The sequence below is a fragment of the Aquisphaera insulae genome, assembly GCF_011064615.1.
GTDB classification, from domain to species: Bacteria; Planctomycetota; Planctomycetia; order Isosphaerales; family Isosphaeraceae; genus Aquisphaera; species Aquisphaera insulae.
On sequence record NZ_JAALJH010000044.1, the window covers coordinates 1 to 23,309 of the forward strand.

The 23,309-nt window shown below is 68.7% G+C and carries 15 protein-coding genes; 8 read left to right on the forward strand and 7 right to left on the reverse strand.

Annotation, left to right across the window (positions count from 1 at the left end; translation table 11 throughout):
* The first annotated feature begins 130 nt into the window (after window positions 1-130).
* Window positions 131-1,492 (forward strand): hypothetical protein, encoded by a 1,362-nt coding sequence (locus tag G6O54_RS21375; RefSeq protein WP_165227809.1) that lies wholly within the window; start codon window positions 131-133, stop codon window positions 1,490-1,492.
* A gap of 311 nt (window positions 1,493-1,803) precedes the next feature.
* Window positions 1,804-4,752, forward strand: coding sequence for an alpha-L-rhamnosidase-related protein (locus G6O54_RS21380; RefSeq protein ID WP_165227811.1), 2,949 nt, complete (start codon window positions 1,804-1,806; stop codon window positions 4,750-4,752).
* A gap of 22 nt (window positions 4,753-4,774) precedes the next feature.
* On the opposite strand, the gene G6O54_RS21385 is transcribed toward G6O54_RS21380, so the two are convergent.
* Both G6O54_RS21385 and G6O54_RS21390 read right to left on the reverse strand, forming a co-directional pair.
* Window positions 4,775-8,311 (reverse strand): M56 family metallopeptidase, encoded by a 3,537-nt coding sequence (locus G6O54_RS21385; protein ID WP_165227814.1) that lies wholly within the window; start codon window positions 8,309-8,311, stop codon window positions 4,775-4,777.
* Window positions 8,308-8,697, reverse strand: a complete 390-nt coding sequence (locus G6O54_RS21390; protein ID WP_165227816.1) for a BlaI/MecI/CopY family transcriptional regulator — start codon at window positions 8,695-8,697, stop codon at window positions 8,308-8,310. Before G6O54_RS21390 ends, G6O54_RS21385 begins: the two co-directional genes overlap by 4 nt.
* Before the next feature lie 200 nt (window positions 8,698-8,897).
* Between G6O54_RS21390 and G6O54_RS21395 the strand changes: the two genes are divergently transcribed.
* Complete coding sequence (locus G6O54_RS21395; protein ID WP_165227818.1) at window positions 8,898-12,158, forward strand: sigma-70 family RNA polymerase sigma factor; 3,261 nt, start codon at window positions 8,898-8,900, stop codon at window positions 12,156-12,158.
* A gap of 21 nt (window positions 12,159-12,179) precedes the next feature.
* Here the strand turns inward: G6O54_RS21395 and G6O54_RS21400 are convergent, their stop codons facing one another.
* Entirely contained in the window at window positions 12,180-12,683 is a 504-nt protein-coding gene (locus G6O54_RS21400) for a GNAT family N-acetyltransferase (protein ID WP_165227820.1), read from the reverse strand.
* On the reverse strand, window positions 12,676-12,954 hold the full coding sequence (locus tag G6O54_RS21405; RefSeq protein ID WP_165227822.1) for a type II toxin -antitoxin system TacA 1-like antitoxin: 279 nt from the start codon (window positions 12,952-12,954) through the stop codon (window positions 12,676-12,678). Before G6O54_RS21405 ends, G6O54_RS21400 begins: the two co-directional genes overlap by 8 nt.
* 149 nt (window positions 12,955-13,103) lie before the next feature.
* Here G6O54_RS21405 and G6O54_RS21410 point away from each other — a divergent pair, with 149 nt between their 5' ends.
* From G6O54_RS21410 to G6O54_RS21420, 3 genes are all read left to right on the forward strand, one after another.
* Window positions 13,104-13,628, forward strand: a complete 525-nt coding sequence (locus G6O54_RS21410; protein WP_165227824.1) for an RNA polymerase sigma factor — start codon at window positions 13,104-13,106, stop codon at window positions 13,626-13,628.
* Window positions 13,625-14,875, forward strand: coding sequence for a hypothetical protein (locus G6O54_RS21415; RefSeq protein ID WP_165227826.1), 1,251 nt, complete (start codon window positions 13,625-13,627; stop codon window positions 14,873-14,875). The genes G6O54_RS21410 and G6O54_RS21415 overlap by 4 nt, the downstream gene beginning before the upstream one ends.
* Window positions 14,876-14,955: 80 nt before the next feature.
* Window positions 14,956-16,779: an alpha-amylase family protein gene (locus G6O54_RS21420; RefSeq protein ID WP_165227828.1), complete on the forward strand. Its 1,824-nt coding sequence runs from the start codon at window positions 14,956-14,958 to the stop codon at window positions 16,777-16,779.
* 100 nt (window positions 16,780-16,879) lie between these two features.
* Here G6O54_RS21420 and G6O54_RS21425 read toward each other — a convergent pair whose 3' ends face one another.
* The 3 genes from G6O54_RS21425 to G6O54_RS21435 all read right to left on the reverse strand — a co-directional run bounded on the left by G6O54_RS21425 (window position 16,880) and on the right by G6O54_RS21435 (window position 18,466).
* On the reverse strand, window positions 16,880-17,710 hold the full coding sequence (locus G6O54_RS21425) for a TrmH family RNA methyltransferase (RefSeq protein ID WP_165227830.1): 831 nt from the start codon (window positions 17,708-17,710) through the stop codon (window positions 16,880-16,882).
* A gap of 148 nt (window positions 17,711-17,858) precedes the next feature.
* Window positions 17,859-18,266, reverse strand: a complete 408-nt coding sequence (vapC, locus tag G6O54_RS21430; RefSeq protein ID WP_165227832.1) for a type II toxin-antitoxin system VapC family toxin — start codon at window positions 18,264-18,266, stop codon at window positions 17,859-17,861.
* Window positions 18,263-18,466, reverse strand: coding sequence for a type II toxin-antitoxin system VapB family antitoxin (locus G6O54_RS21435; protein ID WP_165227834.1), 204 nt, complete (start codon window positions 18,464-18,466; stop codon window positions 18,263-18,265). Before G6O54_RS21435 ends, vapC begins: the two co-directional genes overlap by 4 nt.
* A gap of 396 nt (window positions 18,467-18,862) precedes the next feature.
* Between G6O54_RS21435 and guaB the strand changes: the two genes are divergently transcribed.
* A complete protein-coding gene (guaB, locus tag G6O54_RS21440) occupies window positions 18,863-20,374 on the forward strand; it encodes an IMP dehydrogenase (protein ID WP_165227836.1) in 1,512 nt (503 codons plus the stop codon).
* Window positions 20,375-20,697: 323 nt separating this feature from the next.
* Window positions 20,698-23,100, forward strand: coding sequence for a hypothetical protein (locus G6O54_RS21445; RefSeq protein ID WP_165227838.1), 2,403 nt, complete (start codon window positions 20,698-20,700; stop codon window positions 23,098-23,100).
* The last annotated feature ends 209 nt before the right edge of the window (window positions 23,101-23,309 follow it).

Here is a 23,309-nt window from a genome sequence, read left to right on the forward strand (position 1 = left end):
GAGAGCCGGGGCTCGCGGTCGAAAACCCGTGCGGTCCACCCCCGCGTATGCGAGAATGCCGCACCGGGGTCGTCGCTGGTGGACGACCGGGACGAACTGGAAGTGACGCATCAGGGGGAGTGGACCGCACATGGTTTCGAGGATCGCGGCGTTGATGACGGGCCTCGCGGCGTGCTTCATGCAGGCCCAGGCTGCGGGCGAGCCTGCGCTCAAGGTCGGCGTCTTCGACGTGGACGCCTCGCCGGCGATCGGCAGCCCGATGGCGTACAACCCGACCCGGGAGGTCCAGCTTCCGCTCCGCTGCCGGGGCGTCGTCCTGACCGGCGCGGACACGCCGATCGTGCTTTGCGCGGTGGACTGGATCGGGATCGGCAACGACGGTCAGGCTGAGTTCCGCAGGGCACTCGCCGAGGCCGCCGGGACGACGGTCGATCGCGTCCGGGTCCATACGCTCCATCAGCACGACGCGCCCCATTGCGACTTCACGGCCGACCGGTTGCTCGCGGAGCAGGGGATCAACGCGGAGTTCTTCGACGCTGCGTTCAACCGCCGTGTGATCGCGAATGCCGCGGCGGCCGTCCGCTCGGCGATCGGCGCGGCCAGGCCGGTGACGCATTTAGGGCTGGGCGAGGCCGAGGTGGAGAAGGTCGCCTCGACCAGGCGGATCCTCGGGCCCGACGGCAAGGTCCAGTACGTCCGCTACACGGCGTGCCCGGATCCGAAGGTCCGCGACATGCCCGTCGGCACGATCGACCCGATGCTCAAGATGATCAGCTTCTGGGACGGCGAGACGCCCATCGCGGCGCTGTCGTATTACGCCACCCATCCGCAGAGCTACTACCTGACCGGCAAGGCCAATCCGGACTTCCCCGGCATGGCCCGCAATGCGCGGCAGGACGCGACGGGCGTCCCCCATATCCACTTCAACGGCGCCGGCGGTGACATCGGTGCCGGCAAGTGGAACGACGGCTCCCACGCCAATCGCCAGGTCCTGGCCGACCGCGTCGCAGCGGGCATGGAGCGGGCCTGGAAGGCGACGAAGAAGACGCCCATCGCGGCCGCCGATGTCTCCTGGAAGGTGGCCTCCGTCGCCCTGCCGGTCGCGCCGCATCTTGACGAGGCGAAGCTGGTCGCGACGCTGAAGGACGCGGCCGCGAAGCATCGCGATCGGGCCATCGCCGCCAATGAGCTGGCGTGGCTCCGCCGCTGCAAGGCCGGCGAGACGATCGAGCTGGCGTGCCTCCGCCTCGGATCGGCCCGCGTCCTGCACATGCCCGGGGAGCTCTTCGTCGAGTACCAGCTCGCCGCCCAGAAGCTCCGGCCGGATCTGTTCGTCGCCATGGCCGCCTACGGCGACTATGCGCCCGGTTATATCGGCACCGAGATCGCCTATTCCCAGGGGGGCTACGAGACCGAGCCGAGGTCCTCGCTGGTCGCGCCGGGCGTCGAGCGGGTGCTGATGGAGGCCATGGGGCGGTTGCTGCGAGACTGACGGAGCCGTTTCTCACATCGCCGGGAAGGTGGCGGGGTGGCCGTGGTGGAACACCACGGACGATCGGGCCGTGGCGGCGGACGGACCTTGCTGGTTGACTGAGGCGGTCCCGTGGTGTTTCACCACGGCCACCCAAAGACCCTGCGCGACGGCAAGCGGCCTCGGTCCGTGATTTCGAGGTTCGGGATGGCGACAGCTCCGGCCATCCCGCGGAAGTCCCGGACCATGGAGTTGACCTCGCCCCCGTGGTAGCCTTGGCGCAGCGAGCCCATCAAGGCTCCTGACCTCTCCACGAAGAAGGCGATGTCGTCATGATCATCCGCTGCGTCCGTCCGCTCGCCGTGTTCCTGGCACTGGCCGTAACCACCCATGCCGGCGCCGCTCTCGATAAGCTCCCGCCGCTCGCCGCCTCCTGGATCTGGCTCGACCGCGACACGCCGCCCGCCGAATCCTACAACCTGGTCATCCTCGCTCGCCGCGATCTTTCCCTGGAGGCCGTCCCGCGGACGGCCGTCCTGCGGGTCACGGCCGACACGTATTACCGCCTCTCCATCAATGGCCAGTGGGTCGCCGACGGCCCCGGCCGCGGCTGGCCCGACCACTTCGAATACGACGTCCTCGACGTGACACGCTACCTCCGGCCCGGCACCAACCAGGTCGAGATCCTCGCCCGCTATTACGGCGTCGGCGACTTCCACCACGTCCCCCAGCGCCCCGGGCTCCTCGCCCAGCTCGACGCCGCCGATGTCGAGGGCTCCTTCCGCACCCTCCTCACCACCGACTCCTCCTGGCAGGCCGCCGAGGCCACCGCTTACGTCCGCAATACCCCCAAGGTCAGCATCCAGATGGAGCCGTTCGAGATCCACGACGCACGCCACTCGGCCGACGCCGAGGCCCCTCGTTGGTCTGCCGCCCGCGTCGTCGCCGCCACCACCGGCGGCCCCTGGTCCGGACTCAGGCCCCGCGACGTCCTGCTGCTCACGCGAAAGCCGTTCCCCATCAAGAGCTTCCTCGCCGCCAGCGTCGTCTCGGCCAGGGGCACGAACTTCTGCCTCCCCGCCGCCGTCCTCATGCATCCCGGACTGATCGAGGCCAACAACCACACCGCGATGTCCTGCGGCATGGCCACGGTCCTGGAGAACGCCCGGCCCATCACGCTCGACCTCGAAACCGACGGCCTCGACGCCGCCATCGACGGCAAGCCGATCAGGTCCGGAACCCCCGTCTCGCTCGAACCCGGCAAGCACCTGGTCCTCGCTTATGTCTCCGCCATCTACACTCACAACAAGGAGCAGTCCTTCCGCATCCGCCAGACCGACGGCTACACCCTGTCCAACCCCCTTGACCCCGCTCACGAAAACCCGTGGTGCTTCCTCCCCTACGCCGAGTTCGCCGCAGTCGGCTCCGACCAGACCTGGAACGGCTTCACCGCCGAGGTCCCCAGGCTCAAGGCCGCCAGCGACGGCTTCAGCAAGGCCCGCGCCGAGGCCCTCCGTGACGTCACCAACCTGGACGCGTTCAGGACGGCCCTCGCCCCTCGCGCCCGCCTGCTCTCCTCCTCCACCATGTTCGTCCTCGACCCCTACTGGCAGTTCACCCACCGCAAGGTCGAGGCGGGTCATACGCCGAAGGTCGACCACCCCGAGGCCCTCACCGCGGCGGGCCCCGCGGGTGCCGCCGTCGTCCACCCCAGCGCGGGCGGCGACGTCGAGCTGCTCTACGACCTCGGCGAGCAGAACGTCGGCCACTATGACCTCGAACTCGACGCCCCCGCCGGCGCCACCATCGACATCTTCGGCGTCGAGTACCTTGCCCCCGACGGCCGGATCCAGTTCACCGGCAACTACCGCAATGGCATGCGATTCATCACCCGCGAGGGCCTCAACCGCTACACCTCGCTCAAGCGACGCAGCCAGCGATTTCTGTTCGTGACCTTTCGCGGCCTGACGGCGCCGGCCACGATTCGAAAGCTCCGGCTCATCGAATCGACCTACCCCGTCCAGCCGATCGGCTCCTTCGCCGCCAGCGACGAGCGTCTCACCCGGATCTTTGACATCTCGACCCGCACGCTCAAGCTCTGCATGGAAGACACCTTCACCGACTGTCCCCTGTACGAGCAGACCCACTGGGTGGGCGACGCCCGCAACGAGTCCCTCTTCGCCTACAACACCTTCGGCGCCCACGACCTGGCCCTGCGCTGCATTCGGCTCACCGCCGAAAGCGTGGGCCGGCTGCCGATCGCCGGCTGCCAGACCCCCTCGTGCTGGGACGTCCTCATCCCCAACTGGTCGTTCCTCTGGGGGCTCTCCGTGTGGGACTACTACGCCGAGACCGGCGACGCCGACGCCGTCCGCCCCTACTGGCCCGCCGTCGTCGCCAACCTCAAGGGCACGGAAAAGCTGCTCAACGACCGGGATCTCCTGAGCGCCCCCTACTGGAACTTCTTCGACTGGACCGGGATCGACTCCGCCCACCACACGGTGCTGCATAACAGCCTCTTCTGCGTCGGTGCCATCGACGCCGCCAAACGCCTGGGCCATGCGGTCGGCGATCACTCGCAGGACGCCTGGCTTGATTCCTTCCGCGGCCGCCTCGTCGCGGGCATCAACCGCACCTGGAATGCGGCCAGGGGCGCCTATCCCGACTCGATCCATGAGGACGGCTCAATCAGCCCGTCCACCTCTCAGCACACGAGCTTCCTCGCGCTTCTTTATGACGTCGTCCCGCCCGAGGCCCGCGACGCCGCCGTCCGCAACACGGTCGCTCCCCCTGAAGGCACGGTGAAGGTCGGCTCCCCGTTCGCCGCCCTCTACCTTTACCACGCGCTCGAGAAGATCGGTCGAGACGACGCCATCATCGCGTCGATCCGCGAGAATTACCTCCCCATGCTCGACGCCGGCGCCACCACCGTCTGGGAGTCGTATGCGTCCGGCACCACCGGCGGCGGTGGCTTCCCCACCCGGAGCCACTGCCACGCCTGGTCGTCGGCCCCGAATTACTACCTCCCGCGGATCATCCTCGGCTACCGGGCCACCGCGCCGGGCGCCGCGGAAGCGACGATCAGCCCCCGTCCCTCCGGCCTGAGCTGGGCTCGCGGCACGGTCGCCACCGCCCGCGGCCCCGTCGTGATCGACTGGAAGCTCGACGGCAAGACGTTGACCGTCACCTGCCGCTCCCCCGCCGGCATGACCGTGCACTTCGCCCGCAATCCGGCCCTGGAGGGCAAGACCATCGTTTTCAACGGTCGGCCCGTGGACTGAGCCCCCGTGCCGTCGGCGCCTCCTACCTGGCCGGCAGGACGGCGATGCAGGCCACATCGCCGGACGAGCCTGGGCCTCGGGCCGTGCGCGAGAGGACCTTGCCGTCGGCGGCGAGGTGAAGGATCTCCGGCTTCGTCCCGACCCAGATCGAGCCGTCGAGGCCGAAGGCGACGGCGGTGGCACGGGGCGGCACGGCGAAGGTGGGCAGGGAGCGGCCGTCGGCCGAGAACCGGAGGACCTCGGCGTCCAGGCCGATGGTCGAGACGACGCCCGTCCCGGGGTCGCAGGCGACTCCGTAGAAGTCCTTGCCCTCGATGCGACGGACCCGGATCATCCGCCCCTCCGCGTCGAGGTGCCAGAGCCGGTTTGCACTCCCTGCCAGATCCGGATGGCTGCGCTCGCCGAGCCAGACGCTTCCGTCGGTCGGGTTGACGGCGATCGAGGCGTACGAGAAGCCGTCGCAGGGCTTCGCGAACAGGATCTCACCCCTGCGGTTCAGCTTGCGAATCCACTTGCTGGCCAGCCAGAAGGCGTCCGTCTTGGGGTCGTATGCCATGTCCATGCCGGCGACGGGGTACGAGTCGACCAGCTTGCCCGAGGGATCCAGGACCACGGTCTCCCCACTGTCGAAGGTGTGGCCGCCACTGCACCAGAGGTTGCCTGTCGCCGGGTCAACGGCCAAGCAGGACGCCCGGATCCCGGCGGCCCGCCAGAGCAGCCGCCCGTCCAGGTCCAGCACACTCAGTCGTTCCGCGACGTTTTCCGCCACGTAGATCCGTCCTCGAGCCGGATCGACCGCGATCCTGCGGTCGCTGCCCGACTCCATGGCCACGGCGAAGTCCTTCAGTACGCGAATCTCGCGGCCGCCGCCATCAAGGAACCGCAGGGTATCGTGCTGGGGCCGCGCATTTTCGAACTCCGGATCCGAGTCCTCGAGAACAACCGCGGCCGGAAGTGTGGACGGCGGGGTTTCCTCGGCCGGGGCGACCTCGAACTTCGTGATCGGGAACCGCGAGGGACGGCCGGCAAGCCTCGCGGGGTCGAAGAGGCTCTCGTCCGCGAGCGATCGCATGACCAGGGCCTTCAGGGCTTCACCGTGCAAGTCCTTCGCGAGGATCCGCCCATCGGGGCCGATCAGGAAATTCGCCGGGACGGTGCGGAGGAGGTAATCATGGCCCGGACCGGTGTGAAGTGGCCCGGCAAGACCCTGCGGCCAGACGAGGCCATTTTCCCGTGCTACGGCCCCAGAATCGGGCAAGTTCCCATTGCACGAGAGTCCGATCAGGGCGAACCGCGGGTTGCCGCCCAGGGCCTGGTGCAATTCCCTGAGCACGGCCGCATCGGGCTCGTGAAAATGGGTCGAGGCCATCCAGAAGTGAAGCAGGACGAGCTGCCCCGCGAAGTCCTCCAGCCGGATCCGACCGCCTCCGATCTTCGGCACGGTGAACCCCGGGGCCAAGGCACCGACGGCCAGGCCTGGTAGCGGCGAGGCCGCGACGTCACCCAGGTCAAGGGGGACGGTTCGCGGCCCCTCGGGGACCACCACGGTCCGCGACGTCCGGACGATCTGGGGCGGCTCCTCACCGTCCCGGAGAGGCCGGTCGTTCAGCGTCAGTCGCAGGTCGTACTCGCCGGCGGGGACGTCCTCGATCCGGAAGCGTCCTTCAAGGTCCAGCGCGGAGGGGTACGAGCGCCGTCCCTCGCCCTGCGATCCCCAGCGGTTGGTCTTCGTGACCAGCTGTACGGGCTGCCATTGGGGCCAGTTGACGGCGACCGGCGGCGCCCCGGCGAGCAGGACGCGGCCGGTGACCGCCCGGCCCCGGCCGCCGATGGTGACGTTCACGGAACCGCCGGCGGGGACCTCGATACTCTCCTGCCAGCCCCAGGACGTCATGTGGTTGAGGCTCAGCCCGCGGACGAGCTTGCCCGGCCCCGGCAAGGCCCTCTCGATGACGAACCGTCCCTCGGCGTCGGTCCTGGTCGAGCCGCTGAGGATCAGCCAGTAGTTTTCCCCCCGGCGGTTCGGCAATTGCGGCGTGTAGGTGATGGGAACTTGCTTGCCCGGCGAGTCGCCGAGCTGCACGCGGCCCTCGATCCGCCCCCAGGGCGTAACCACAAGCCGGGGCGTTTTCGCGAGCTCATCCGGATGAATCGCGGCGAAGCCCTCGTCATGCGAGACCAAAACCAGATACGGATCATCCTGGGGTGGGATCATGAATCGCCCCCGATCGTCGGCCGCCAGGAGGGCGCTCCGGCCATTCGACAGCACGCGGGAGCCGGACAAGCTGGTGTACTCTCCTCGCTTGATGATGGCGACCTGAGCCCCGGCGGCGGCCTTGCCGTCCGCGAGCACGGCGACGGCCTCGATCGCGCCGATGTGCGCGGCCGCGAGAGGCGGCCGCGACGGCTCCCCGGGGACCTGCGACGTTTCGGCCTGCGCAACAGCAAACCCACCAACGATCGCCACGATCGGGACGAAAACCGTCAGTGCCGACAGCACAGCCGCTCTCGGCAGCGGCGACCGATACAGCATGCGGCCGAGTGCCTCGATTCGGCGACGAACCTGGGACGGACGGGCCATCGCCAGCCCATGCGCGGGAGAAATGCCGGACACCCGAACCGCCATCCGGGCGAGCGTCCGACCGTAGCCGGCGACGTCGCCCAGCAGGTCGGCCGCGACCGCGTCCGAGACGCCGTCGCAGGCCAGGGCGTGCGCCCCGCGGATCCGCCAGGCCAGGGGATGGAACCAGAGCACGATCTCCGCCACGCCCGCCAGTGCGTTCCAGACCAGATCCAGGCCCCGGACATGGGCGAGCTCGTGGGCCAGCACGGCACGTAGCTCGTACGGTCCCTCGATGTCGATCCGGCCCAGGAGCAGGACCGGCCGCCGCAATCCGACCAGACAGGGCGAGAGCACGTCGTCCGTGGCCGCGATCCGGACCGGCCGGACTCCCAGGTCATTGCCGATCCGCTGGCCCTCGTCCTGGATCGACTTCGGGGCATCCTTGGCCCTCGCGAGGATTCCCCGAATCCGCCAGCCGCCGATCGCCGTGCGGAGCGACAGCACGACCACCCCGCAAAGCCACGCGGTGAAGAACCAGTCTCGCGGCTCGGGTAACCTGAATGAGAACACGGGCGACGGCGCCTCGACGGAACCACCGGCGTCCTCACGCCTCGGCGGCTCCTGCCGCGTGGGGACGGGCCGCGGGGCGGGCGGAATGGCCATGGTCCCGGAGACGGCCGGGAGGGGGTCGGTCACCGTGGTGATCACGGGAGGTGGTTCCTCGTCCATCTCATCCGCGATCGGAGCGGCCTTCACGGACGGGCCGGACAGCCGCCAGGTAAGGATCGGCGGTGTCATCGCAAGCCAGGGCAGGGCGGCCAGGCCGCAGAGCACGGACCTCCACAGGGCCACTCGCCACCGCGGGTTGCACCGCAAGAGCATCACGTGGGCCGCCCAGGCCAGCACGAGCAGGACCGTCGCCTTCGCGAGGACCTGCGTCATCGGCGAGACTGTGGCGAACGACTCGGACAGCCGCATCACGACGCCTCCCCTCATCTCGGCCCTCCTCTGTTGGATGTTGATGAATCGCCTTCCTCATCCGCGAGCCGCTTCAGCTCGAGAAGCTCCTCCGCGCTCAGCTTCTCCGACCGGATCAGGTTCATCACAAGCGCCCGGGCCGAGCCGCCGCAGTACGCGTCGACCAGCTCGTCGAGCATCGTCCGGAGGGCCGACCGCGGCCGCGTGGCCGCCCGGTAGACGTACGCCTTGCCCACCTTCTTCCGCGTGACGTGCCCCTTCTCCACGAGGATCGTCAAGTACGACCGCAGCGCGGGGTTCTTGATCGGCTCCGGGAACCGCCCCTGCAATTCCGCGGGCTTCATCTCTCCGTGCTCCCACAGGAGCCGCATCACTTTCAGCTCGCCCGGCGTGAATCGCGGCATCGTTCGCTCCCTCCCTCTTGAATATGCAGAACATACTGCACGTGCCGGCCCCGATCAAGCCTGATGTGCAGTATATTCTGCATGTTAGGGGAGGGCATTCCGATCGATTCCCGGAAGGACCGTGCCTCGGCCGGCGCTCGACGCACTATCAGGATGGAGAGAGAATGGACAGTCGGTGGGGAAGGCCCGGGGGAGCGGCGATGAAGGCAGTATCTGGCAACGTGGGCACGCTGGCTCGGAACCTGGAAGCGGTCTTCGGTGGCTGCATGCCAGCCGCATCCTCCGAGGGCGACCTGCTGCGGCGGTTCGTCGTCGACGGGGATGAGGGGGCGTTCGCCGCGATCGTGGAGCGGCACGGGCCGATGGTGCTGGGCGTCTGCCGGCGGATCCTCGGGCCGGGGGCCGACTCCGACGACGCCTTTCAGGCCACGTTCCTGGTGCTGCTCCGCCGGGCCCGGTCGGTCGAGAGCCTGCCGGAGCTTGCCCCCTGGCTCCACGGCGTCGCCTGGCGGGTCGCCGCGCGGGCTCGCGCGGGGAAGGCGCGACGGCGGATCGAGGAGGCGAAGGCCGCCCGTGGGGAAGCGACCGGGCCGCATCCCGGATCATCCGCGGAATCCGCGGAGGTCCGGTCGATCGTCGACGAGGAGATCGGCCGCCTGCCGGAGAAGTACCGCCTGCCGGTGGTCCTTTGCGGCCTAGAAGGTCTCTCGCGGGAAGACGCGGCCGACCGCCTTTGCTGGCGGCCCGGCGTCCTCCGGGGCCGCCTCCAGCGAGGGCGGGATCGGTTGCGGGACCGTCTGATCCGCCGCGGGCTGGCGCCGACGGCGGCCCTGGCGGTCGCCGAGGGCCTGGAAACGACGGCGCCGGCGGCGGTCGCGCCGGAGTTGCTCGCCGCGGCGCTGTCGGCCGTCGTTCGCGATCTGGCCGTCGGCGCGGTGGCGAAGGAAGTGACGCCGACTGCGGCGGCGACGCTGGCCGGGGCGTTCCTCCGCGGGCAACTCCTGGTGCGGACAACGGTTGCCGTGACCGTGCTGGCCGCGGCGGGACTGACGGTCGCGACGTTGTCCGCGCTCGTGCTGGCGGCCGGGCTGCGGACGGCCGAGCCGCCGGTGGTCGAAGCGCGACCGCAGGATGTACCGGTCTCGAAGGTCCGCCAGTTCGAGGTCAAGGTTGTTGGACCGGGCGGCAAGGCAATCCCAGAGGCGACGGTGGAGATCCAGACTCCGGAGCTGGGGATCCGACGGGGCAAGCTCGTCGGGCGGATGCTGTTCAGGAGTCTGTTCACGACCACAACCGATGGGCAAGGCGTGCTTGTCATCGATCTGCCACCCGACTGCAAGGACCTCCAGATCCTCGTGAAGAAGCAGGGCTACGGGCAATATTACGCGGAATGGCGATCAGGCGAGCACGCGACGGTGATCCCCGAACATGTTGCGGCCGAGCTCGATCCGGCCTGGCAGATCGGCGGGGTCGTCGTCGATCCCGACGGCAAGCCCGTGGTGGGAGCCTCCCTGGGGTTGAGCATCGCCATCAAGAACCCCCCCGGCCGCGCGATGCCACTTTATCGCGGAGACACGGCGACCACCGATCCCGAGGGACGATGGCGTTTCGAGGATGTCCCCCGGTCGATGGATCAGGTGGGGGTGGAGGTCAATCACCCAATGTTCCGTCCCCTCCGCCGGTCGCTTTCTCGTGCCGAGTTCGAGCGGACCGAGGGCCGCGATCCGTCCGCCCGGCTCGTCCTGGAGCGCGGCCTGATCGTCACGGGAAAGGTCACGGACCAGGCCGGCAAGCCGATCGCCGAGGCGATCGTTCGGACAAGGTTCAACAATGACCGACGCGAGGCACGAACGGCCCAGGACGGCTCCTATCGCCTGGTCGGCTGCGAGCCACAGATGGCACGAATCGTCGTCCTGGCGAAGGGCCATGCGACCGACATGAAGGAGCAACAACTTGCCGACGGCATGAGCCCCGTGGACTTCACCATGAAGCCTGCCGCCGGCCTCAAGGTCAAGGTCCTGGACGCGGCCGGCAAGCCGGTCCCGAAGGCCCGGATCTTCTTCCAGCGCTGGCGGGGGCCGTTCCGGTACTTCGAGTTCGACGGCGTGAACCAGTATGCGGACGACAATGGCGACTGGTCCTGGGACGAGGCGCCGCTCGACGACCTCGTCGCCGATATCTGCCCGCCCGGCGGCACGCAGCTTCCTGAACAGCCGATCCCGGCCCACGACGCCGCGAGGGTTGTCACCTTCCGCCTGCCGCCGACGCTTGTCATCGCCGGGCAGGTTGTGGACGCGGAGACGAAGGAGCCGATCCGGACCTTCCGCGTCGTCCCCGGGGGGAGGTGGGACGCCAACAACCAGTTGAGCTGGTCCGACCAGGAGAGCTTCCCGGCATCGGACGGGCGGTTCGAATACCGCCCCTCACGGCCCGATTCGGTGACGCTCGTCCGCGTCGAGGCCGACGGCTACGCCAGCCTCGTCTCGCGAGACGTGCGACGCGACGAGGGGGACGTTTCCCTCCGGCTCGAGCTCAGGAGGGCCCGCGGGCTCGTCGGCAAGGTGCTGACCCCGAAGAACCAGGCCGCCGCCGGCGCGAGCCTCGCGGTCGGCGTCGAGGGGACCCAGGTCGTCGTCGGGAACGGCGAGTTCGAGTCGAACACCGACTGCAGGCGAGCCACGGCCGATGACCTGGGCCGATTCTCGCTCCCCGCCCAGGCGGGCGACTTCCAGCTCGTTATCCTGCATCCGGAGGGATACGCCTGGATCGACTCGCCGGCGACATGGGAGACGGTTCGCCTCATTCGTCTCGAGCCCTGGGCTCGCATCGAAGGGACCTTCCGCATCGGGACGAAGCCGGCGGCCCATGTCCCGATCAGCGTGCGTGTCGTGCCGAACCGACCCGGACCAGCCGGCAAGGGAGGCCCTCGCATCCTGAACTGGAACCACGAGGCCGTCAGCGGCCCCGACGGCGGATTCGCCTTCGATCGCGTTCTCCCCGGCAAGGGAATCATCGGAAGGGACATCACCTTCATGGTGGACCAGGGCGCCACCGAGGTCACGTCCTCGTGCAAGATCCGCGTCGACCTCCCCGGTGGCCGGACGACGAAGGTCGATCTCGGCGGCAGCGGCCGGGCCATCGTCGGCCGGCTGGAGTTGCCTGACGGCGTCGGCGAGAAGGTGCCGTGGAGTTTCGCCAACATCGACGGGGGACGCGAGGCCGCGGACTCGGACGGCTTCCCCCGCCTCACGGTCACCGTGGCCCCGGACGGCCGCTTCCGGATCGACGACGTCCCGCCGGGCAGGTATCGCCTGGTCGCCCGCTTCGGCTCCTACGAGGTTACCCGCCGGCAAGGGCTCGAGGGCTTCACGTGCACTCGGGCCGTCGATGTCCCCGCGGCCGATCGCGGGCCGGCGAACACGCCGGTGGACCTGGGAGTGATGAAGATGGAGAAGAAGTGAGGCTCATTCCGGGTGATGGGTTCAACGCAGGAGCTTCGCCACCGTCGCCATCGGCAAGTAGAGATGTCTCGGATCATCGAGCAGCGGGGTGAACTCGTGGTGGGCGTAGAAGTGAATGGCCGCATCATCCAGGGCATCGACGACGATGGCGTGAACTCCCAGGTTCGCGGAGAGATTCAGCGAACGTTGGAGGGCGTCGAAGAGGAGTCCCTGGCCCAGGCCCTTCCCCTGCGCCGATTGATCGACGGCCAGTCGAGCGAGAAGCACGACCGGGACCGGGTGGCTGGGGAGCTTGCGTGAAGCCTTCGGGGGGAGGTTCGCGTAGTCGATCGAGCCGGCCGCGAGCGTGTAGTAGCCGATCACGCGCGTCTCGCCTGGAGCCATCGCAACGAACGTCTTGCCGAGCTTCCGCGATTCATACTGGCCGGCACGAAGCCGCAAGAAATCATCGAGCACCGGCCGGCCGCATGAGAAGCCCGAGCGGTCGTGAACGCCGGCGAGCGGTTCGACGATCCAGTCAACCACGACGAGCCTTGTGGCGGGCGGCCGCCTTCAAAAGTGTCGGGCCTGGCTCCGGAGGATTGGCCAGGAGATCCAGGAAGCGATCACGATCGCGATCCGAGAGCGTGGTCTTCGCCTCCTCCGCAAACGGCAGGTCATCCTCCGCAACAACGCGAGCCCGCCGGATCCGGACCTCCGTTTCGCTCACGTGCTCCAGGATCACCGTGGCGTTGGCGAATGACTTGGGCAGGATGACGCGAGCCTTGGCATCGGTCATGCGCGTTTCGGACTCCATGATCATCGCACTCCTGGAAGGTTGATCATCGATCTTAACTCTTGTGGGATGCTGAAGCAAGTGGGACGAATCCACCTGAGGATGCTGGCTGGACGAAATGCCGCTTCTTTCTCTGGACAAGTTGCCCCGTCACGTCACCAGTATCTGTCATGAGCGACCAACCGACGACCGAGGAGCTGGTCCGACGGGCCATGGGCGGCGACATCGCGGCCTTCGGATCGCTCTACGACCGCACGGTGCGGCTGGTCCGGGCGGTCGCGGCGGATGCCGGACGTGATGCGGCGGAGGACGTGACGCATGAGACGTTCCTGAGGGCCTTCCGGACGCTGAGGACGCTCCGCGACCCGGCACGGTTCGCCCCGTGGCTCGTGGGCATCGCCCGGCTCGTCGTGCGGGAACAACGGCGAGTCCGCAGGTTCGAGCCGTTGCCCGAACAGGGCCCGGTGCAGGTGGGGGCCGGCAGCCAGGACGAGGACGCCGAGGATCTCCTCCGCCTCGTCGCCCGGCTGCCGGAGGAGGAACGGCTCGCGGTCCGGTTCTTCTTCCTCAACGAGCGGAGCATCGAGGACACGGCGCGGCTGCTCAACCGGTCCCGGTCCGGCACTTACGCCGTCCTGCAACGGGCGAAGGCACGGCTGGCGAGGTGGCTTCAGGAATGTGGGGTGAGCCGATGAGCGATCTCGACGACGAACAGCTCGATCGCCTCGAATCCGCCCACGCGGTCTTCGCGAGGGCCGACGGAGCCGCCCGTGCGCGGCTCCTTGCGGCATTGGCGGCGGACGTCCCGCCGGCAACTTTTGTCCGCAAGTCGAGGATCGAGCTCATGAAACGCTACGCCCCCGGCGGCGCGATCGCCGCAACCGTGCTCATCGCCGCGTGCATCGCCTGGATCTTGAGCCAGCCCCCGCACCTGTTCGCCCAGGTCGCCGGCGCCATGTCTCGGGCTCAGGGATTCCGGTGCGACATGATCCAAGTCTCGCCTGGCTACAACAACACCGAGAACGCGGAACTGGTAGCCCATGTCTTCTGGAACCCTTCCGGCGAGGAACGGCTGGATCACCTCCAGGACGACAGGCTCGATGAGAGCCTCATCTTCCGCCCCGGTCAGAACGGCCTGCGCATCTCGCACGGTAACAGGCAATTCCGCATCGCCCCGAAGTCGTCCTCTCGGGAGTACTCCATCGGCCTCTTCGGCGGCCTCGGCAACTACCGCGGCAAGGCCGAGCCGATCCCCGGCGCGAAGGAGATTCGCGGCGTGAAGGCCGAGGGCTTCACCGTACCGTGGCCCACCATCGTCGGCGATGACACCCACCCCGACGCGAAGGTCCAGGTCTGGATCGACCGGGCGACGAGCCTCCCCGTCCGGGTCGATCTCGTCGGCATGGCCCCCGCTCCCCACACCAACGTCGTCATGCGGTTCGAGGACTTCCGCTGGGGGCCGCAGGATCCCGCGCTCTTCGATATCACGCCGCCGGCCGACTACGCGAAGATGCCGACCAGCCACATCAAGGCGGATCAGATCACCCAGTACCTCAAGGACGGACTCGCCATCTTCGCGAAGTACAACGACGGCAAGTACCCGGCCGTGAAATACGTCTACGGCGACCAGCAAGGTGAGGCCCTCCGCTCGCTGATGAAGATGCCCCGCGAGGCGCAGGGCTGGGCCCTCAACGACGATCTCGAATGGCGGAAGACGAAGGAGGGCGAGTTCGCCTACGGGTCATATTGCCTCTCCTGGATCAACTCCCTCCAGCGTGATTTCCCCGAGGCCGTCTACAACGGCAAGACCGTCACCCCCAGGGACGCCGGCAAGGTCCTCGTCCGCTGGCAGCTCGACGACGGCGATTACCGCGTGATCTTCGGCGATCTCACCTCGGCCACGGTTCCGGCGGACCGACTCCGCGAGATCGAGGGGCGATGAGGTACAATGGGGCCCCGGCGCGGCCAGCGCCGGGGCCTCGTTGACGATCGCCGACGATCCCCCAAGAAACGCGACCGCTCATGAACTGCAAGACAGACCTGGTGCCGTGTCTCGTCGGACTCACGTTCCTCTTCCTTCTGGATCCGGCGAGCCCCGCCTCGGAATTCGGCCTGAAGTCGTGGCGCGTCGAATCGTCGGTCTCGTCCGAAACCGTCACCGAAGCCCTCCGGCATTTCCAGAGTCGAGTTCGAGACCTGGGCGGGCCGGCTCCCGAGGACCCGAACCATCCCGGCCCGATGACGCGCCTGGTCGTCGCGGAGGATCGCGACAACCCCTCGTTTACGGGCCTGCCGCCATCCCGGCGCGATGAGGCCTACCTGTTCGAGTCCGAAAAATCGGGGCTGGTGACGCTCCTCGCCGCGACGTCGGCGGGGCTTGTGCACGGGATCTCGGACCTGGAGACGAGGCTCCGTGCAAACCCGGGCGGAGTGCGGATCGCGTTCCCGGAATGGTCCGAGGGCAAGGCAGGGCGGCTCCTCGAATCGCCGGCGATCCGCGGCCGCGGCGAGTACCTCAACATCGGCTACGACCTGCCGGGCATCACGCCTCATCGGTGGGACACGGCCAGATGGCACTGGTACGTCGACCGACTGGTCCTGGCACGTCTCAATCGCTGGTACTTTTACCTCTGGATCGATGGGCAATCGATGTTCTCCGGCTCGAAGCTGGCGGAGAAGCCGGAGAACCGTCGGCTTCACGAGGGGGTCCGCGAGGCCATTCGGTACGCGCACCGGCGCGGGCTGAAGGTGACGTTCATGGTCTCGCCGACGATGATGCCGAAGGATCTCTGGCTGGCCCGCCCGGACTGGAAGGCGGACATCAAGTATGCGCGGGATGGCTTCGCCTGCGTCTGCCCCAATGCTCCGGGTGCCTGGGACACGATGAAGGCCGTCTGGCAGGCCGAAATGGACTGGTTTCGCGAGGCCGACGCCGTCCAGGTCTGGTTCTACGACCCCGGCGGCTGCTGGTGCGAGCAGTACGGCTGCAAGCCCCACCAGGCCGAAAGCCTGGCCCGCCAGGTCCGCGAGTTCGGCTCCCTGTTCCGGCAGCTCAACCCGGCCGCGGAGGTGGAATACAACTTCTGGCCCCTCTCGCTCTGGGAGGCGGAGATGAAGGTCCAGGTCCGGGAAGACCTTGCTCGACGCATCCTGGCGGATTCGCCGACACCCGCGCAAGCCATCACCGCCGTGGGCACACCGGAGGGCGTGCCGATCCCGGTTCCGGACCTGGAGCAGCGGCTGGGAATGCGAGCCGCCGGGTTCCTCTTCTGCACGAACCCGGAGTCGAGCTACGTCTTTCCCACGCCGCACCTGCGCTATCTCCATCGCTGGGCCCAGGGCTCGCGGCGATTGGGGCTCGACGCCGTCTTCGGCCATCGGCTCGAGGCTCGCACCCGCGATTCGGGCACGTTCCTGATGGGGCAATGGTTGTGGGACCCGGACCAGCCCGCCGACCAGGTGGTCCGCCGGTTCAGCGAGTGGCAGACCGCCGACGATGTCGCGGGCCGTCGGCTGTCGGAAGCCATCGGCCTCCTCGACGAGCTCGATAGGGGGATCAATCCCGAGCTGGGGCGTAAGCTCGATGACTCGCTCTCCTCGCTCCTGCCCTCGTTGCCCTCGGCCTGCCGCGAGGACCTCGAATACTGGCCTGCCGTGGGGGCGGCCCTGCACGCGATCGCCGCGTCCGAGGGCGCCGATGGCCCTGGTCTGGATGCGTTCGCCGACCGGTTCACGAAGGCGCTTGCGAAGAGCGCGACGTTTGCTCCGCTCGTGCCTCGTGCCGGGGAACTCTTCCGAAGTTATCGAACGATGATCCGGAAGGTCTGGGAGAAGGAGGTCTACTGACCTGGCATGACGACCGAGTCTGGACCTTCAGATCGGACAGGCGGGCAAGCGCATGGCCCTGGCCCGCCTGTCCTCGGGTCGCGATCCGACAACGGTCCTTTCAGGCTCGTTCGCGAGCCGACCTGGCCCGATGGACCTCGTAGAGCAAGAGACTGCCGGCCACGGCCAGATTCAGCGAGTCCGCCGCGCCGACCATCGGGATCCGGACCAGGTCCGAGCAGAGGTCGCGCTGGTAGGCGGTCAACCCCTGCCGCTCCTCGCCCAGGATCAGGATCGAAGGGCGGGGGAACGGAAATCGATGCAGCTCGGCCGGCCCATCGGGCGAGGCGCCGACGACCCGGCAGCGGTGGCGGCGGAGCCAGTGCCTGAGGCTCCCCGCGCTCGTCCGGATGAACGATTGCCGGAACAGTGCCCCCATCGAGGCCCGGACGACGGCGGGGCTGAACGGATCGACGTGCGGCCCGACCAGGATGAATCCGGAGCCGCCGATGGCCTCGGACGTCCGGATCAGGGTGCCCAGGTTCCCATCCGAGTGGACCGATTCGAGGATGATCCAGCACAACCCGGCCCGCGGCGAGGCACCGTGCAGGGGTGTCCAGCGCTGGGCGACCACGGCACCGACCCCGGAGGCATGCTTCGTGGTGGAAACCGATCGGAAGGTCTCGGGTGTGACCTCGATCGTTGGGAGGCCGCCGCGGCGTCGATCGCGGACCAGCTTGCGGGCGATGGGAACGGTGAGGAGCTTGTCGCTGTAAAGGATCGTCGTGAGGGCAAGTCCACTCTCGATCGCGTGGACGACGTTCCTCACGCCCTCGACGAAGAAGGCTCGGCGGGCATCGCGGTGGGCGCGGTCGGACTGGAGCCGACGGATCTCGTCGAGCGTGGCGCGGACGATGGGCGGACATTCATGGTATTCAGCTTCATGCGGCATTCTCCCGGTACATTGAGCCTGGGGCTCGGTCTGGTGAGGGGCGAGGTCGTCACGCGGCGGTCGACTCAAGCCGTCGCACGTTCAGGGCGTGGACTTCGCCTCGTCAAGGATAACGCCTTGAGCGAGCCCCGGCTATCTCCAGGGCGATTCATCGCGCAGACCAGAGCCGGAAATCGACGTACCTGGCCGCAAGCTGAAAATCTCCGTCCGTGGTGAGCAGGACGAGATCGTAGCGACGACACAGTTGGATCAGCAGGGCATCGATCGTCCCAACCTGAATACCGCGGCGGCGACACGAATTGCGGATCTCGGCGGCCTCGATGTGGTCTTGCCGGGCGGGTTGCAGGAAGGCGAGGATCTCCAGCCGCTCTAGTAATCCGTCCCGTTCCTTCGGGCCATGGAAGCCTTGCAGTATCTCCTGAAGAATCAGGCCAGTCAGAAAGACCTGATCCCCGCCGAGCAGGGCCGTTTTCAGTGCCATTACCTCTGGAGTGCCGGAGTTGGCATCGCGGCGAAAGGCAAGGGACCAGACGCTCGTGTCGACGAGAAGGCTCATGCCTTGCGAGCCCGTTCCGCCTTGTAATCGAAAGCTGAATCCCACTCGAGCTGGCCGAAGAGCTCCGCGACTCGCCGTAGCTCACGACGGGCGATGAACTCCTGGAGGGCTTTCGTCACCGCGGCCTTCTTCGTGGGCTCGCCGCTCACCCGAAAGGCTCGCTCCAGGAGATCGGGATCGAGTGCAAGATTGGTTGCCATGTGTGAAACCTCCTACTTGAGTCTACACACGTCCGGAGTCCAGTCAACATCGCCTCCCTGCTGGAAGTCCTGTCCTGTCCGGATCGACGGCTGGTCTTCCACTCGTGCAATTCGCGTCATTCGAGGTCGAGATTCCCGCGGGTGAGTGAGCGGCAAAGCCGCGTGTCCGCGCGTGGATGGTCGGCTGTTGACCTTGCCAGCGGGGCCGGTCGCGGGTCTAATGTTCCAGGAAAGGCTACGGAACCCCCGACCCTGCCCGGCACCACAGGCCTGACCTGGACATTTCCCGTCTCGTCCCGTCTGTCGGTATTGCCGGTCTACAGATCACGTTGCAATCCACGTTGTGTGGACTCGTCACGGTCTCTCGGTCGGGGCCCGGTTTTGGAGCTTTTCCCGATGCTCGACCGCATCGCCTACCAAGGCATCACCTTCGACGACGTCCTCCTCGAGCCCGGCTACGCCGAGTTCATGCCCCGCGAGGTGGACACCCGCACGCAGCTCACCGCCAAGATCGCGCTCAACATGCCCTTCCTCTCGTCTCCGATGGACACCGTCACGGAGGCGGAGCTCGCCATCGCGCTGGCCCAGGAAGGCGGGCTCGGCGTCATCCACAAGAACATGTCGATCGAGGAGCAGACCCGCGAGGTCGACAAGGTCAAGCGGTCGGAGAACGGCATCATCGTCGATCCGATCACGCTGCCGCCGGACGCCACGGTCGGCCAGGCGCGGACGATCATGGGCGGGCACAACATCTCGGGGGTGCCGATCACGGTCTCCGGGGGCTTCCTGAAGGGGATCCTCACCCGCCGTGACCTGCGGTTCCTGGAGTCCAACGACCTCCGGATCGACGAGGTCATGACCAAGGACAACCTGGTCACCGCCCCCGCCGATACGAGCCTCGAGGAGGCCGATCGGATCCTGACGAAAAATAAGGTCGAGAAACTGCTGCTGGTGGACGATGAATACCGACTGAAAGGATTGATCACGATCAAGGACATCGACAAGCTGCACCGCTACCCCAACGCCTGCAAGGACGGGCGCGGGCGGTTGCGCGTCGGCGCGGCGGTCGGAGTCCACGATTTCGAGCGCGTCTCCTCGCTCATCGAGGCGGACGTGGACGTCCTGATCGTCGACTCGGCCCACGGTCACAGCAAGAACGTGATCGAGACCGTGCGGCGGATCAAGAAGGACTTCGACATCCAGGTCGTGGCGGGTAACGTGGCGACCGGCGAGGGCACGAAGGCGCTCGTCGAGGCCGGGGCCGACGCGATCAAGGTGGGCATCGGGCCGGGCTCGATCTGCACCACGCGAGTCGTCTCCGGGGTCGGCGTGCCGCAGATCACGGCGATCTACCAGTCGGCGAGGGCCGCGGCCGGTCGCGTGCCGATCATCGCCGACGGCGGGATCCGCTACTCCGGCGACATCACCAAGGCGATCGCCGCCGGGGCCCACAGCGTCATGATCGGCGGCCTCTTCGCGGGGCTGGCCGAGAGCCCCGGGACGACGATCATCTACCGGGGCCGCAGTTTCAAGAGCTACCGTGGCATGGGGTCGATCGGCGCCATGGCCAAGGGGTCTCACGAGCGATATCGGCAGGATCCCGCCCCCCGGGGGACCGACGGCAAGGCCGCGGTGAGCCAGAAGCTCGTGCCCGAGGGGGTCGAGGGCCGGGTCCCGTACAAGGGGCCGCTCTCCGACTTCGTCTTCCAGCTCGTCGGTGGCTTGAGGGCGGGCATGGGATACTGCGGCACCCGGACGATCGACGAGCTGCGGACGAAGGCCCGGTTCATCCAGGTCACGGCGGCCTCGGTCCAGGAAGGCCACCCGCACGACATCGCGATCACCCAGGAAGCTCCGAATTACTCGAGCTTCAGCAACGAGAGCGAGACCGGCCGCGGCCCCGCCTGAGCGGGCCGGGCCGTGGCCTCGCGACGAGGTCAATCGGAAGATCCCGACGGAATTGTGTCCCATCGGCCGGGAACCCGGCGTGACCGGCTGTCTCATTGGAGGACAGGATCGAACGAGGCGGGCCCCGCCCGCCTCGCTGGGGCGAGGCGAACGGAATCGCGGAATCACATCTCGAACCGGATCCCGCGGCGGATGACATGTCCCGCCGCCGACCCTCGCCGGACCCCGGCGCGGGCCGGCCGCGCGGCGATCGATGCCCCGCCGTGACGGCTCCGGACCGATCGGCCGGCAAGGCAAGTACCTGGAAAGCAAGGAGGCGTGGCTTGCGTCCCTCAACGAAGGCATTGACGACGACGATCCTCGGGGCTGCTCTCGCGGCCCAGACGGTCTCGGCCCAGCAGTCCCCGCCATCATCCGCGTGGCGACGCGACCGCGACCGGGCGGCGGCGGCGACCGAGCCCACGCCCTCCTCGCGGCCCGATCCGGCACCCACCCCGGGCGGGCCCGACGAGTTCGACACGACCCTGAACATGGCGGCCACCCGCGGCGCCCGCTACCTGCTCCGCAACGGGCTCGATTATATCAACTATCAGGAATATGAGCGGGCGCTCAAGTTCCTCCGCGAGGCCGAGGTCCGCCAGCGCGAGCTGAGCGAGCCGGAGAAGCGGAACCTCAAGCAGGCCATCGAGCGGGCCCAGCGCGGGCTCCGCGAGGCCGCGGGGGCGGAGACCCCCTACGCGGTGAGCCGGCGATCCGGCCGGTCCGGCGGATTCGCTCCGGCGAAGTCCGCCACCCAGCTCGCCGCCGCCTCGGTGCCGGGCGAGACGAGGAACACGAGCACGGCCTCGAAGGAGCCCCGTCCCGCCCCCCGGAAGAAGACGAGCGAAGGTGACGATCAGGGGCAGCCGATCCGGCTCGCGGGGGCGGAGACGGTGGAGCCGCCCCCGGCGAACGCCGATCGGCCGGAGATGCCCGCCATGCTGCCCCTCGGCGACGAGTCGGCCGCTCCGTCGCCCCAGCCGGCCGCTCTCGCGGCCAGGCCGGCCGCAGCGGCCGACGACCTGCCGGCCGTGGCCGGATCCGGGACCGTCACTCCGCCGCCCCCTCGTCGGGAGGAGCCCGCCTCCTCCCAACCGCGGCCCGAGTCCCTCGCCGCGGCCGAGCCCGCGACGGCTGAGCCGGCGGCCGCGGCCCCCGCTCCGGCGTCCGAGGAAGTGTCCCGGCCCGCGCCGGAGCCGTCGCCGGGACCGCGGATGCCCGAACCGGTCCCCCTTGCAGACCTGAAGACCGTCGACGAGGCGGCGAAGCCCGCGGCGGACGCGAACGCCATCCCGGCCGCCGCAGAGCCGGCCCCATCCGCCAAGCCCGAGGGGCCAGCCGGTCCCGCCCCGGCCCCGATCAACCTGGAGCCCCCCTCGGATCCGGCCCCCCGGGCCGTCGAGGGAGCCGCGCCGGCCACTCCCGCGGCCGGAGCCGAGGAGCTCCCCTCGCTCCCGCTCGGTGACCCGGTACGAACCGAGCCCAAGGCCGCCGAGCTCCCGTCGGCCGTCGCGCCCACCGTGGCCGAGCCCGCCCCGGCGTCGAGCCCCCTCGGGGATGAGCTCCCGCAACTCCCCCTCCGCGGCGCATCCGAGAACGCCGCCGGCAGTCCAGCCCCGAAGCCGGAGGAGCCGAAGGCCGACGCCCCGAAGCCGGAGGAGCCGAAGGCCGACGCGCCGAAGCCGGAGGAGCCCAAGGCCGATGCCCCGAAGCCGGAGCCTGTTCCGGCGATCGCGGCCGCGACCGCCGAGGAATTGCCGGCCCTGCCTCGGTCCACGCCCGGCCCCGCGGATGAGGCGTCGCGGAAGGACCCGCTCCCGCCGCCCGCCGCCGAGGTCTCGGCCGCTCCGGTTCTTGCCCCCGAGCCGGTGCCGGCGTCCAGGCCGGCCGCCGAACCAGCTCCGTCGGCGAAGCCCGAGGCGGTGCCGAGCATCCCGGGAATGAGGCTAACGGAGACACCCGCCTCGCCTGCGGAGGCCGCGGCGACTCCCGCGCCGGCCGCGTCGGAGATGCCCCGCACCGGAGCCGGCGTCGTCGGTCCGGCCGCCTCGTCCCTGTCATCGACGCCGACCACCCCGAAGACCACGCTGCTGCCCGAGCAGCAGCAGCGGATCGACGAGATCGCTCGCCTTCAGGATGAGGAGAGGCGTCGGGCCCCGACTGTCCCGGGTCAGCCCAGGGTCGAGGATTTCACGGCCGACGCGCGGAATCAGACCGTCACCCAGATCGACATCAGCCGGGCCCCGAGCCCGGCCGAGGCGAGGCCCATCCGGGCCATCCCCGTCCCCGAGGATTTCACCGAGCTCGGCAAGCGCGAGTGGAGCCCCCAGCGCAAGTACTGGGCGGCCGCCGCGACCTGCCACCTGCCGCTCTACTTCCAGGATCCCATGCTCGAGCGGTACGGCCATAGCGCGGAGACCTACTTCGGGCGGGCCGGCCGGTTCCTCACCTACCCGGTCGACGATCCGCGGCAGACGACCCAGCGGAACCAGCTCATCCAGCCGGGCTTCTCCGTGGGCCTCATGGCCTGGCAGATCATGACCCTCCCCTACGCCCTGGTCGTGGATCCCCCGTGGGAGGCCCAGTATGACCTCGGCTACTGGCGGCCCGGCGACAAGATCCCCACGGACATGTACTATCAGCCGCTCTACGGCACCGGCCCGCCGCTCCGCGGCAAGAAGTACTGATCGGCTCCCGAGCCGGTCCTGCCAGGCCGACCCTCGGCCTCGTTCCCAACGACGCCAGGGCTCCATCGCGAGCCCTGGCGTTTTGCATGGCGAGCCCTCAGTCTCCACGGCGTGACTCTCCATTCGGCTCTCAGACCGCGGAGGGTCAGCACCTCGCCGCGGGTTGCGGCGTCCCAGCCCCTGGGCTCGAACGAGCCTGGACGGGCATC